The sequence below is a fragment of the Tissierella sp. MB52-C2 genome, from assembly GCF_030931715.1.
Taxonomy (GTDB): domain Bacteria; phylum Bacillota; class Clostridia; order Tissierellales; family Tissierellaceae; genus Tissierella.
Window position 1 is genome coordinate 3547203 of sequence record NZ_CP133261.1, and the last position, 13793, is coordinate 3560995.

16 protein-coding genes are annotated in these 13793 nt (G+C 30.3%); 14 read left to right on the forward strand and 2 right to left on the reverse strand.

The window, feature by feature from the left end; all coding sequences use genetic code 11:
* Positions 1-8 precede the first annotated feature (8 nt).
* From RBU61_RS17815 to RBU61_RS17835, 5 genes are all read left to right on the forward strand, one after another.
* Positions 9-1154: a trypsin-like peptidase domain-containing protein gene (locus RBU61_RS17815; protein WP_308877009.1), complete on the forward strand. Its 1146-nt coding sequence runs from the start codon at positions 9-11 to the stop codon at positions 1152-1154.
* Between the two features lie 19 nt (positions 1155-1173).
* Positions 1174-1923: a 5'/3'-nucleotidase SurE gene (gene surE, locus RBU61_RS17820; protein WP_308877010.1), complete on the forward strand. Its 750-nt coding sequence runs from the start codon at positions 1174-1176 to the stop codon at positions 1921-1923.
* Positions 1924-1987: 64 nt separating this feature from the next.
* Positions 1988-2290, forward strand: coding sequence for a hypothetical protein (locus RBU61_RS17825; protein WP_308877011.1), 303 nt, complete (start codon positions 1988-1990; stop codon positions 2288-2290).
* 83 nt (positions 2291-2373) lie between these two features.
* Positions 2374-2853 (forward strand): 23S rRNA (pseudouridine(1915)-N(3))-methyltransferase RlmH, encoded by a 480-nt coding sequence (rlmH, locus tag RBU61_RS17830; protein ID WP_308877012.1) that lies wholly within the window; start codon positions 2374-2376, stop codon positions 2851-2853.
* 43 nt (positions 2854-2896) lie between these two features.
* Positions 2897-3754 carry a GIY-YIG nuclease family protein gene (locus tag RBU61_RS17835; RefSeq protein WP_308877013.1) on the forward strand — a complete coding sequence of 286 codons (858 nt, stop codon included), beginning with the start codon at positions 2897-2899 and terminating at the stop codon, positions 3752-3754.
* 300 nt (positions 3755-4054) lie between these two features.
* Here RBU61_RS17835 and RBU61_RS17840 read toward each other — a convergent pair whose 3' ends face one another.
* On the reverse strand, positions 4055-4558 hold the full coding sequence (locus RBU61_RS17840) for a CPBP family intramembrane glutamic endopeptidase (protein WP_308877014.1): 504 nt from the start codon (positions 4556-4558) through the stop codon (positions 4055-4057).
* A gap of 1066 nt (positions 4559-5624) precedes the next feature.
* Here RBU61_RS17840 and RBU61_RS17845 point away from each other — a divergent pair.
* From RBU61_RS17845 to RBU61_RS17865, 5 genes are all read left to right on the forward strand, one after another.
* Positions 5625-6236 (forward strand): sigma-70 family RNA polymerase sigma factor, encoded by a 612-nt coding sequence (locus tag RBU61_RS17845; protein ID WP_308877015.1) that lies wholly within the window; start codon positions 5625-5627, stop codon positions 6234-6236.
* Positions 6215-7015, forward strand: coding sequence for a hypothetical protein (locus RBU61_RS17850; protein WP_308877016.1), 801 nt, complete (start codon positions 6215-6217; stop codon positions 7013-7015). Before RBU61_RS17845 ends, RBU61_RS17850 begins: the two co-directional genes overlap by 22 nt.
* Positions 7016-7582: 567 nt before the next feature.
* Positions 7583-7870 (forward strand): helix-turn-helix domain-containing protein, encoded by a 288-nt coding sequence (locus tag RBU61_RS17855; RefSeq protein WP_308877017.1) that lies wholly within the window; start codon positions 7583-7585, stop codon positions 7868-7870.
* A complete protein-coding gene (locus RBU61_RS17860) occupies positions 7867-8823 on the forward strand; it encodes a transposase (protein WP_308879841.1) in 957 nt (318 codons plus the stop codon). The genes RBU61_RS17855 and RBU61_RS17860 overlap by 4 nt, the downstream gene beginning before the upstream one ends.
* Positions 8824-9036: 213 nt before the next feature.
* The gene (locus RBU61_RS17865) at positions 9037-9189 is read left to right on the forward strand and encodes a DUF2200 family protein (protein ID WP_308877018.1); all 153 of its coding nucleotides are present in this window, start codon (positions 9037-9039) and stop codon (positions 9187-9189) included.
* Positions 9190-9312: 123 nt separating this feature from the next.
* Here RBU61_RS17865 and RBU61_RS17870 read toward each other — a convergent pair whose 3' ends face one another.
* The gene (locus RBU61_RS17870; protein ID WP_308877019.1) at positions 9313-9480 is read right to left on the reverse strand and encodes a hypothetical protein; all 168 of its coding nucleotides are present in this window, start codon (positions 9478-9480) and stop codon (positions 9313-9315) included.
* Between the two features lie 311 nt (positions 9481-9791).
* On the opposite strand from RBU61_RS17870, the gene RBU61_RS17875 reads away from it, so the two are divergent.
* The 4 genes from RBU61_RS17875 to RBU61_RS17890 all read left to right on the forward strand — a co-directional run bounded on the left by RBU61_RS17875 (position 9792) and on the right by RBU61_RS17890 (position 13517).
* Complete coding sequence (locus RBU61_RS17875) at positions 9792-10868, forward strand: metallophosphoesterase (RefSeq protein WP_308877020.1); 1077 nt, start codon at positions 9792-9794, stop codon at positions 10866-10868.
* 26 nt (positions 10869-10894) lie between these two features.
* Positions 10895-11662 (forward strand): nitroreductase family protein, encoded by a 768-nt coding sequence (locus RBU61_RS17880; protein WP_308877021.1) that lies wholly within the window; start codon positions 10895-10897, stop codon positions 11660-11662.
* 40 nt (positions 11663-11702) lie between these two features.
* A complete protein-coding gene (locus tag RBU61_RS17885; protein WP_308877023.1) occupies positions 11703-12563 on the forward strand; it encodes an ARMT1-like domain-containing protein in 861 nt (286 codons plus the stop codon).
* A gap of 228 nt (positions 12564-12791) precedes the next feature.
* Positions 12792-13517, forward strand: coding sequence for an MBL fold metallo-hydrolase (locus tag RBU61_RS17890; protein ID WP_308877024.1), 726 nt, complete (start codon positions 12792-12794; stop codon positions 13515-13517).
* Positions 13518-13793: the final 276 nt, after the last annotated feature.

Sequence of the window (13793 nt, forward strand, 5' to 3'; positions counted from 1 at the left end):
GTATTGGAATGGATGATTATAATTATTATAGCTATAATAGGCCACCTAAGAAAAATAGAGTTTTTTCATATATCCTAGTGGCATTAATAGCAGCTATAATCGGGGGGATATTTGGCTCTTATATAGCACCTACGTATTTATATGGAAAACTTCTCCCTGTACCAGAATTATATCAAAGACAAGAGACAAGTCCTATAAATCAGATAACTATTACTCCAACAGAAGGTATAACTCCAGTGACAGCTGCTGCAAAAAAAGCAATAGGTTCAGTAGTAGGTATTACTACAGTTCAAGAAATGAGAGAATTGTTCTGGTCAAGAGATGTGGAAGGAGTAGGTTCAGGAGTAATTATAGACTCAAATGGATATATACTAACTAATTCCCATGTTATTGGAGATGGTAAAGCAAAGTCAATATCAGTACTAATAGAAAATAGAGATAAAATTCAAGGAAAGGTTTTATGGTATGATTCTTCTCTTGATTTAGCTATAGTAAAAGTAGAAGCTAAAGATTTACAAGTGGCAGAATTAGGAGATTCTGATATACTTGATGTAGGTCAATTGGCAGTTGCCATAGGAAATCCATTGGGCTTAGATTTTCAAAGGTCTGTAACATCAGGAGTAATTTCTGGACTTCATCGTTCCATTAGAGTAGATGAATACAATATTATCGAAGACTTAATTCAAACAGATGCATCTATAAACCCAGGAAATAGTGGTGGTCCCCTTTTAAATAGTGAAGGCGCTGTAATCGGTATAAATACTGCAAAGGTAAAGACAGGGGAAGGATTGGGGTTTGCCATTCCAATAAATTTAATAAAACCCATAGCAGAACAAGTTATTAAGGAAGGCAAATTTAGCAGTGTTTATATTGGTTTTCAAGGGACAGAAGTGGAGAGATTTGAAAGAGAATTTGGTACTAAATTAGGCATTAATAGTGGAGTAGTGATTATAGAAATATTACAGAATTCTCCAGCAGAAAAAGCTAATTTAGAGGTTTTAGATATAATAACCAAGATTGATAATCAGAAGGTTGAAAATATGACTCAATTAAGAAAGATACTTTACAAATATAAAATTGGAGACAAAACAGTTCTGACAATCAATAGGAATGGTCAAAATATGGAAGTACAAATAGAATTTATAAAATTTTAAAATAGCTAGGAGGTTAAAAGTGAGAATATTATTAGCAAATGATGATGGAATAATGGCAGAAGGTATATATACATTAGCAAAGGAATTAGAAAAAGACCATGAGATAATCATAGTCGCACCAGATGTACAAAGGTCTGCCCAAAGCCATGCAATTACATTGGGACAAGATTTAATAGTAAAAGAGGTAGAGTTGGAAGGATTGAAGTCTAAGTCTTATAGTGTTTCAGGAACTCCTGCCGATTGTGTTAGAGTTGGTTTAGAAGTTTTAGCAGAAAGACAAATAGACTTAGTCTTATCAGGAATAAACTTTGGATTTAACTCAGGTATGGATATACTTTATTCAGGAACAGTTTCCGCAGCAATAGAAGGAAATATATATAAAATACCTTCTATAGCCATATCAGCAGAAGTAAAAGAAGGTAATGCAAGATTTGATATTGCAGCTAAATATACAAGACAAATTTTAGAAAGCTCCATGGATAAATTAGTGAAATCAAATATCGTATTAAATATAAATGTTCCCTATAGAGATGAAGAGGATATATTAGGCATAAAGATTTGTAAAATAGGTGGTCCTATTTATGATGATTATTTTATGGAGCACAGTGAAACTGGAGAAAAGGTATTGAAGTTAAAAGGTAGGAAGGACATGGAAGCTGAAGAGGCTACAGATAGGTTTTATCTAAATGAAGGATATGTAACAGTAACGCCACTTTATTATAATCTAACTAACTTTAGATTATTAGAAGAGGTAAAAACTTGGATATAATTGATTAAACATTACAAGACTAGGGTATTATTCAATTAATACTTTAATATGAGGGGGTAAAATTATGTTTGAGATTAGAGGTAAAGAAGAAGTCTTAAATGAATATGTAAAGAGATACCCAGAATTAGACCAATTTGTAATGGATGAGCTATCTAGAGAATACGACAGATACATAGATTTATTAAAAAATCTAGAGACTAGAGAAGAAGCCATAGAAATATTTGAGGAAGAGATAAAAATGAATGAAAGATCCTATAAGGATAATTCAAAGATGAGAGCATTAGAAGGCTCAACTCATAATCAATTTATGGAAATTTTAGCTAATTATGGTCTTATAGTATTTTTTAGAGACAATATGATAAAATAGAGATTATTGATGGAAAGAAGAACAGCTGTAAGATTCACTTATGCAGCTGTTTTTATATTATATAAAGGTAAAGGTATATAAATATGAATATAAGAATTATTGCAGTAGGAAAGATAAAAGAGAAATATATACAAGAAGGAATAAAGGAATTTTCAAAGAGATTATCAAGGTATTGCTCATTGAGTATAGTAGAAATTGAAGACGAAAAAGCACCTGAAACTTTATCTGAAAAGGAAATGGAAATAGTAAAAAATAAGGAGGGAGAAAGAATATTAGCCAAAATTCCCCCAAATTCCTTTATTATTTCCTTGGAAATAGAAGGAAAACTATTATCTTCTGAAGATTTGTCGAAAAAGATAGATGATTTAATGATTAATGGAATAAATGATATTACCTTTGTTATAGGCGGATCCTTAGGATTATCTCAGGAAGTAAGGAATAGAAGCGATTTTAAACTTTCATTTTCAAAAATGACCTTCCCCCATCAGTTGATGAGGCTTATTTTACTAGAGCAAGTATATAGGGGATTTAGGATAATGAAGGGTGAACCGTATCATAAATAACGGATAATAAACTATATTTATGGTAATAAAGGAGTGAGTAATATTGAAAAGTGGCAAGAGTATAAGGATTTTTTTAGAAGAAGGAAAATCTAATGGTATAAAAACAGTAGAGCTATCTAATACAAATATAATAGGATATATAGTGCCTAGAATGAAAATAGGAAAATATTTAAATAGTCAAGAATGGAGTAGACCAGGTATTTACATGTTAGTTGGAGATGAAGAAAAAATATACATAGGTGAAGCAGATGAAGTTGTGAATAGGATAAAAACCCATATAAATAATAAAGATTATTGGACAGAGTGTTTAGTATTTATGTCTAAAGATGATTATTTAACAAAGACACAAGTTAAATACTTAGAATCTGATTTTATAGCTCAAGTCAAGGAAGCAGATAGATACTTATCTGATAATAAAAATATACCTAATAAACCTAAAATATCTAAGGCGGATGAAAGTGAAGTAGTACAATTTATGGATATGATAATACTTATATTAGAAGCATTAGGTTACGAATTTTTGACACCAAGAACAATAAAGGGAAATAGCTTAATTGAAGATATTAAACAAGATATATATAAATATTCGATAAAAGGAGCAGTAGCAATGATGGAGGTAGTTGATAATAACTATGTTATGTTAAAAGGTTCGACAGTATTAAAAGATATTGAAAGTAGGAAGAGCACGAGGAAGTCTGTTGTTGAAGATAGGGAGAAATTCGTAAAAAAAGGAGTACTAAAAGAAAAAGATAATAATTTATATGAACTAATGGATAGTATAAAATTTTCTTCTCCTAGTGCAGCTGCAATATTTGTCTCAGGTGGCTCTGTAAATGGAAGAAAGGCATGGAAATTAGGAGATAAAACATTGAAAGATATTGAAAATATAGATAGTAATTAACGTTTTATCCGATGGTATATATACAGAGAACCTTACCATAAGTAACGGTGAAAAACATATCTAAATCAAGGTATATTTTTCGCCTTATCTTATTGCTTTACCTTATTATTAAAATATAAATTTATAACCATCCCTGAAATCAATTCCAAAGTTACCATTATAATATATGGTACTATGCTTCCATTGAAATATTTAGGGTTAATAGGTGATACCTTGAATGTAAAATTAAGTGTAAAGTGGAGGAATACTGCTACGAAGATACTAACAGTACTTCTATTATGGAACCAGGTAAACCAAGGACTATCTCCAATACAGCCAGCTAAAAAGGATAAATGGCAGATTGTTTTGGAATTGTCCTGGTACTAGGAATAGCCAGTAATGCCAGCCAGCCCATACTATACCTAATAATAATGAGGCCATTATAGGAGATAGCTTCTTTTGCATAATAGGCAAAGTAATGCCTCTCCAACCGAATTCCTCACCTAGAGGTGATGTTATAGTAGTAACGACTGTGGTGGGAACTAAAACCAATAATGCCGGAGTTGTTTTTATAATGCTCGCGCCAAGAAAAACTCCTGAGAACATGCATGTTGCTGGGACAGTAATAGTTAGTACATAAACATACCAAGGTAATTTTATGTTTGTAGCCCTTCTTAATAAATCCTTAACACCCTCCTTGCAATCGAATATAAATGCTGTAATAAAAGTGCTGAAAAAGGGTCCAAATTGAGCTGATAGCATTAGTGATAGGAAAATATTTTCAGAGTTTAAGTTAAGGTTTAATATTAGTGGTAATGCAAACAATCATGATATTCCATATGCAAGTATAAAGAATAGATAAAGTTTTTTGCTTTCATGCTTGTTTGTTTGAATACATTCCAATTCATACACCTCACTAGCCAAAATTTGGTTGGAAATATCCAACCATGACGATATTATACAATGATTGAACAAAGTATTCCATTATACTTTTGAAATCATAAAATTAGATGAATTTTGGACAGGCTTACAAAGTGGAAAAATTGATGCTAAATATTTAAGTAAGTAAAAATCCAATAATTTTTAAAGGAGGGCATATGGATGGTTCCAATGAATCATTTATGATAATGATATTGAGGTATTAGTTAATGAAAAATATGAAGTTATAAATTAAAAGATATAAAGTTAATACTTTATTATTAGCAACATGCAGAAGCCATTTATTAATATGGTATGATTAAATTCGAAATAACATCATGAAGATACAGGTTTAAATCAACTGCTAGAATTATTAAAATACAAAGATATGAAATTTATAGATAGTCAACACAAGCAAGTAGATTTCATGATGCATAGATTATTTCCAGTTGGTGATCATTAGTATCCGTCAGTTTTCGTCTTATAAGGTAAAATTTTTAGAATAAATCTTGGCATTGTTTTGGGTGTCGTATTCTCATATACTTATCATGTAAGTAAAAGGCCGTTCCTTAACACAATTTAGAAAGAGGTGTGTGAAAATGAAACCAACTCAAAAAAAATTGACAGATTGGGCTATTATAATGGTGGTAGCTTAGGTAGTACTACACGAATCACACAGTGTTCATAGAGATAAATAAGAGTTTAAATCAAAAGGGCATCCTAGAATCGTACTCTTTTTTGTAACGAATAGGAAAGTTCTACTTTTTTGTTCTTCATTTTAATAGACTTTCCATGGTATAAATAGGAATCAACTTATACCACGGAAACTTATACACAGAAAAATTTAATTATTCAACAACCTATAAAAAATAAATAAAAAGTGAACCTTTTATATAAATTGAACCAATACATTATGTAAGCAGCTTACAAAACAAATTTTCAATTTAAATGCTTAGGGAGGAGGGAAAAAATATTGCTAGACCAGTCAAAAGAAAAAGACTACGAGCTTTATAAGCATATAAAAGAGATGAGAGATGGCTCAATCGAATCTTTTGACTTTATTTATAATGAAACCAGTAGTGATGTTTATAGATTAATTTCAATGATTGTTTATAATCACATGGATAGAGATGATATTATGAATGAAGTTTATGTTCAGTTGTGGAGTTCAATTAATAATTATAATTTAGATAAATCCTTTGGAGCATGGCTTCATGGAATAACTATTCATCAAATTAGTAACTTTAAAAGAAAGAATTATCGTATTTTTCGGATTTTCGAAAAACAATGTTCAATGCTAAGCAGAGAGGATATGAGTTATGAGCCAAACATTATTCACTCTGAAGTAGAAAGTGAGACAATTGAATTAATTAATAGTTTATCAGATAAACTAAAAGTAGTAATAGTTTTAAGATACTATTATGATTATTCATTGCAAGAGATTGCAGACATACTAGAAATACCTTTGGGAACTGTAAAGTCAAGACATCACTCAGCTCTGAAGCAGTTAAAAAGACGGATAAATTTAATAAATAATGTGGATGGAGGTCGCAAAGATAAAGAATGGATATTGAAAGAAAATTAAAAGAACAATTGTCAAACTACGCTGATAGCATAGAGTGTCCTAAGCAAGCATATTTTAAAACACGAAACTTGTATATAAATAATGTTATTCGAAAAGGAGAGCAAAAATTTATGGAAAAGAAAAAGAAATTTATGTTGAGTACTGCAACTTTAGCAATAGCAGTAGCAGTAATAATTCCTGTAGGAGTATTTGCAGCACCACATATTATTGAAGCGTTTAAAACAGTAACTATTCAAGAGGAAAATGTTGATATGAAATTGTCAGAATATCTTCCAGATAGTTCTAACCTTACTTCTGTTCAACAGACAGCTTTAAACAAAGCTTATACAGCTTTCCCCGAATTAAAAGAATTTGATATTACGGGCATTAATACAGGTGAAGGAAGAGTAGATTATGAAACAATGAATTGGAGCTCAATTCAATTGGAAAAAGACGGTCTTGAATTTGTACTTGATATTGATAATGTAACAGGTGAATTTTATTATTTTGGCAGATATAACTGGGATAAAAACTATAACGAAATGAGTAAAGAAGATATTGTTCTTCAAGCAAAAGCAATGATTGGAAGCATCTATTCAGATATTGATTCTTATTCTTATGAGTTTAAAGATTTTTATGGTAAACTTCCAAATGAAAAACTACAAGGAGCGGAAAAACAAGGGATTAATATTGATACAGATAAAGAATGTCTTGAATTTTCAAAAGAAGATAGTGATATTTACTTCAGAGTTGATTACTCAGAAGATGGACAATTAGCAATTAGAGTTTTGAATAAATAATTATATACTACTTTAACCACTTAGCTTTCATTAAGTGGTTTTTATTTTCTTAAAAAGAGATACGTTAAAATAAAAAATTGCAATTTAATATCAACACTTTTTTAAACTTATATAAAAATATAAGATTATTATATTTCTATATATATATTTTGTTGCGAGTCAATCGTTGGCGGTGAACCTTATCATAAGTAACGGCGGTTTTTGCTGCATGTTAGGCATATCAACTGGTATATAGGATTGGAATGTAGGATGCTTATAACTATAAGTAATATAATTTTAAATTTAGTATACACGTTCTCTTACAGAAACGTTTAAGAGAACTTTTTGTTAATCGGAAATTTATTTATAGTGCTGAAGGATAATTAATGAATATTATCACTATAAATTTACTTAAAATAATTTTGACATATTATTGATAAACGAAGCTTGCACACTCGTGACTTCAGTCGTGGGTTAAAGCTTCTTTCCTGATAAGAAACTTGTGTTCGGAACTAATGTAATATATAATATATGTAAAGAAAATAAAATAAAATATTACCTGTATTATCTTAGGAAGGAGGAAACTATATGACTAAAAGAAAAACCATTAAAGAGAAAAATGAAGCATTAGCAAATCAAGGTAAACAGCTTAATAATTTTGGGATAGTATTACGTATTTATCCTGATGATTCACAAAAGATATTAATTAAACAAACCTTTGGTTGCACTAGACTTATCTATAATAAATATTTAGCAGAAAGACAAGAGCATTACAAACAAACAGGACAAGCTTTATCTGTTTATGAATATAAAAGTAACTATTTAAATCCAATGAAGCAATTAAAAGAATACTCTTTTCTTATCTTAAAAATATAGATAAATTCTCCTTAGAAGTAGCCGTTGAGAACGTAAATGATGCTTATAATAGGTTTTTTAAAGGACAAAATAGATTTCCTAAATTCAAGTCAAAACATAATGCAAAACAAGCTTATACTACTAAGTTTACTAACAATAATATCGAAATCGTAGATAAGTTTTTAAAACTTCCTAAGTTAAAACTAGTAAAATTTAATATGCCTAATGAAAAACATATTAGTGATAAACTAAAAAAGGTAATAAGGAAAAAGTCTCAAATAAAAAATATAACTATTTCTGAAAAGGCTGGTAAGTATTATGCTTCCCTATCTTGCGAAGAGGTAATAGATAGGGTTAAGACCTTAGATTTAGATAATATAGACCTAAATAAAGTAGTAGGTATAGATTTAGGTTTAATGGACTTTGCTACCATTACTAATGGCTTAAACCTAGAAAAAATACCAAGCCCTAAGTATTTAAAAAAGTCAGAAGATAAATTAGCTAAAACACAAAGGAGTTTATCTAAAAAGAAGAATGGTAGCAAAAACTTCATAAAAGCTAAGAAGAAGGTTGGGAAAGTACATGAAAAAATAGCGAATCAAAGAAAAGACTTTGCACATCAATTAAGTCGTAAACTAGTCAATGAAAACCAAGTTGTCATAGTTGAAGACTTAAATATAAAAGGTATGGTAAAGAATAGAAAATTAGCTAAATCAATATCAGATGCTGGATGGAGTAGATTCATCACTTTTCTAGATTATAAGCTAAAATTAGAAGGTAAACATCTAGTAGAGGTAGATAGGTGGTTTGCCTCCTCAAAACTATACTCATCCTGTGGAAATAAAAATATAATGCTAACATTAAATGAAAGGGCATGGGTATGTAGTGGTTGTGGTACACACCATAATAGAGATTTGAATGCATCTTTAAACATAAGGAAAGAAGGTCTTAAGCAACTTAAATTAGTAGCTTAAGGAGTAAATATAGCAACAAGAATCACTGGAACGGTGAGGTTGGCCTAGCTTAGAGTAATATTTAAGCATAGTTAAGAGATACTCTTTTTAAGTATCGACTTAACTATTGGAGTAGGTGCAAGACCAGAAGTTTTGGCAGTTTACGATGAATTAGGAAAAATTCTAGATATTTTTATCTAGAAGCCTGTGACTTTAGTCATGGGAGGTTCACGAATGAATCCTTCTCGGGCTTTAATCAAAGGTGTGGTTTGTGGTATCCGAGTGGAAGATATCGAAGAACCAACTATGCAGGAAATTCGCTATTTGGATAAGCTGATTGATGAATTAGCAAAGGGAAAAGCGATGGATAAGATTTTGCGAAAATAATTCAAATTGAAAATCTAATATCAGATCCTAGACTTCTAGGGTTTTATATTAGATTTTCAATTCAGATAAAAAATAATATTTATTACCTTTTTTACTTATATTCTCATCTGCCTCTTTTGCTAACTATAAATATTCTTTCACTAATTCTTCATTTTTACCAACCATATAGGCACTTTCAAACATTCCCAGTAAGGAATACACTCTAGATGTCTGCCATTCACTCCTTGCAAATTCAATAGGAGTTCCAACCTCATCCCAATGAAATCTCGAAGCATGAGCTGTGTGTATCATTTTTATATTATCTTCTCTAGTCCTATCAGTTTTATCAATTAAATCCTATGTAGTATTAAAATTATTGATTGCTTGTTTTTTATGCCATTCCTGTAGACTTAGCTTAATTTCATCTATCTTATTCCTCCTAAATATATGCTATCTTAAATATAGCATAGAGTATTTTGCTGTTCAATAAAAATTATTGCTCCAAGTTAGTTTAGATAAGGTATAATCATTATTAAATAGGTTTTTTAGCATTAATCCTATTAATATAGTAAGTTAAAGTAATATAAAATGATAAAAATACTTGAATGTTAGGAGATGCCTAAATGAAAGCTAAAGTCGAAAAGGTTACTCTTTATAAAAATAGGAGAATTATCGTCATAAGTGATATACATGGGAATCTAAAGCTATTTAAAAAGCTATTAGAGAAAGTTAATTATACAAAAGATGATGTTTTGATTTTGGTTGGAGATCTAATTGAAAAAGGTGAAAAAAGTTTAGAAACTTTAAGATATATTATTCAGCTATCTAATGAGCAAGAGGTTTATGTAGTCACAGGAAACTGTGATGTTTTGTGGGAAGACATAAAGTATGAAGTTGATAATGACAGTCTGCTAAAATATATGTTGTTTAGAAAGAATAGCATATTAAATGAGATGTGTAAGGCTCTTTCTATTGAAGTTAATGAAAAATCAGACATGAGTTTTATTAATGAACAGCTAAGAGCGAATTTTGCTATGGAGTTAGACTACTTAGAGAAATTACCACATATAATTGAAACAGAAGATTATATATTTGCTCACGCTGGCATTACAACTGAAGATTTAGAAAAGAATGAGATAAATAAGGTTATAAAACGAGATGCCTTTATGAATGAAAAATTGGTTTTTTCAAAATATGTTATAGTAGGGCATTGGCCAACGGCAAACTATGGAATAGAAAAAGGTTGCTGTAATCCCATTATAAATGAAAAGCAAAAGATCATAAGTATAGATGGTGGAAATGCAATAAGGACAGAGGGTCAGCTCAATGCACTAATTATAGATGGTGATAATATTACCTTTGATTCGGCGGATGATCTATTAAAAGGAGAGATAATAAAAACTCAATATTCAAATAAGAATACTATCCAAATTACTTGGATGGATAATCTGATTGACATACTTAAAGAGGGAGAAGAGTTTAGTCTTTGTAGGCATATGTCTTCCGGTCATGATCTTTTAATTAAGAATGATAAAATCTTTAAGGCTGAAGATGGTATAAGGTGCTATGATGGTACAGATTACTTTATTGAGGCAGAAAAAGGTAGTATAGTTTCAATCATAGAAAAGGCTAATGAAATAACTCTAGTAAAAAAGGATGGAGTAATTGGATGGGTGCGAAATGAGAATCTTAAACTTTAAAATGATATAAAAAAGGAGGGATAGGAGTGGATTATACTAATTTCTACGATATAATCTTCAAAAGGAAATCCATTAGAAAATATGACTTATCATCACTTGATAATAATATTCTCCAAGATGTTTTAGATTATATTAGCAGCCTAAAGCCTATGTATGAAGATATAGAAGTTCAAATGAAAATTGTAACAGGGGAAGTAGTTAGAAATTTATTCCCTATTAAAGCACCTTACTATCTCCTAGTATATTCTGAAGAAAAAGAAAAGCACATAACAAATGCAGGATTTATGCTTCAGCAAGTGGACTTATTTTTATCAGCTAATGGAATAGGGAGCTGCTGGGCAGGCATGACACAACCTAAGAAGGAAATAGTAAATGAATCTAAATTAAACTATATCATTGCTTTAGCATTTGGGAAACCAGCGGAGAATATACATAGAGACAATGTATCAGAGTTTAAAAGAAAAGCAATTGAAGAAATAAGAGATAATGGAGAAAGAGATGAATTGCTAGAGGCAGTTCGTCTGGCACCATCTGCAGTAAATAGTCAACCCTGGTATTTTAAAGTAGATAAAAATAAGATTCATGCATATTGTGTTAAATCAAATTTGATAAAAGGAATTATATATAATAGGCTGAATCAAATAGACATGGGCATAGGAATTTGTCATTTATGTATAGCAGCTAAGCATTTAGGAAAAGACTATATATTTATTTCTGATAAAGAGGCTTTAGATAATCCTCCTAAAGGATATTATTATATAACATCTATGGAGATTTTAGAGAAGGGAATATAAGAAGAAAGTTCACCAAACATCATCATTAGGAGGAAATCATATGAAAATATCACGTGAATGTATCCACTGTCTTGCTAGACAAGCAGTAGAAATAGCTGAAGAAGCGACAAATAATGTTGCAATGCAAGAAGATATAATAAAAAGATCTTTGAAAGAATTAGGAGAAATGAATTTCAATGAAACAGCACCTGAAATAGCCTTTAGGATGCATCAACATGCTAAGAATATTACTGGTATTAATGATCCATATAAAATATTGAAGGAACAGTACAATGAAATTGCTAAAGAGATTTATGAGAGAATTATTGAAGAAAAATGGTTAGATAAGGCAGAAGATCCCTTCGATATGGCTTGTAGATTGGCTATTTCAGGGAATATTATAGACTTTTCAGCTGGACTTAATCTAGAGTATTCGGATATTGTTAAGTCGGTTGAGGACAGTATTAAACATGATATTTTTGGAACTGGAACAACTGCTCTACGAGAAGCAGTAGAAAAGTCAAATAACATTATGTATATTGCTGACAATTCGGGTGAAATTATATTTGATAAATTCCTATTAGAGAGGCTTCCAACAAACAAAATTACTTATGTGGTGAAAGGAGGTCCAATAGTTAATGATGCGACTATGGACGATGCAATAAGCACAGGTGTTGTAGACTTAGTAAAAGTCATTGACAATGGGCATTCTGCGCAAGGAACGATAATAAAAGATTGCTCAAGTACATTTAAGAGGGAATTTAGTAAAGCAGATCTTATTATAAGTAAGGGACAAGCGAATTTTGAAACATTGAGTGATATTAAGGATAAGAATATATTCTATCTATTGAGAGCAAAATGTAGTTCAGTTGCTTCTGCTATTGGGTGTAAACGAATGGATTATGTTCTCACAAATTATTAGAATAACTTTTAGGTCCACCGTAATAATATCGTGGACTTTATCTTATCGAAAACAGAAATTCAAACAGTGAATAGGAACATTATAATTATAAATATTTAGTATAACATTTAAAAGATATATTGAAATTGATCTTAGAAATGAGTGGAGTTTTACCTGTATATTTATAATATGTCTGTAGAAAGTAATTAAAAAGACAAATGAAACGTTGAGTTTTTGGAGGCGAGGATTATGAGACTAAAAAAGATATCTGAAAGAATCTACTATTTACCTGCTGAGGAAGAAACGGATAGACCTATACTTGGGTATATAAAAGGAGATAAGTATTCACTGGCAGTAGACGCAGGGAACTCAAGTAAGCATGTAGAGAAATTTTACAATGAATTGAGAAATGCGAATTTAAGGTTACCAGATTATACTGTGATTACTCACTGGCATTGGGATCATACTTTCGGAATGCATGCAGTGTCAGGAAAAACAATTTCAGGACATTTGACAAATGAAAAACTAAAAGAAGTTGCAACATGGGGATGGTCTGATGATAATATGAAAGATAGGCTTGAAAAAGGTAAAGACATTGAAATGTGCGATAGATGTATTAAAATAGAATATTCAAATAGGGGAGATATAACAGTTATAACTTCCGATATAGAATTTAGTGGGACTTTAAAGATTGATTTGGGTGGAATTTGTTGTGAGATTATTGAAGTTAATGCACCACATTCCGTAGATTCAGTATTGATTTATATACCCGAAGAAAAGACTATTTTTATTGGTGACGCAGATTGTGAAGATCATTATGATAATGATGGAAAATATGATAAGTATAAGTTAAAAAACTATATAGAATTAATTAAAGGTTTTGATTTTAATATTTATATGATAGGACATGGTGAGCCAGAAAGCAAGGAATCAATACTGAGTTATTTAGAAAGTGAATTTAAAAATATAAAATAACAAAATCTACGTTTGATTTCATTAGTCTTATGGATTTATATCCTTGGGGAATAGTTCTCGTATATATTGTGTAGATTTATAAATCTGATGATAGGGCATATCTTGCATAAAAATACTTTATATAAGAAAAAGACATTCGTTTAATGACAAATGTCTTTTTTATTGACATAACAAAACAAGAATGATAACATAAAACTATGTCGCCATTTTATAAGAGCGGGTACTATCATCCAACTATAGTATACAACTTTTCGAAGTCAATGTCAATGGTTTTTT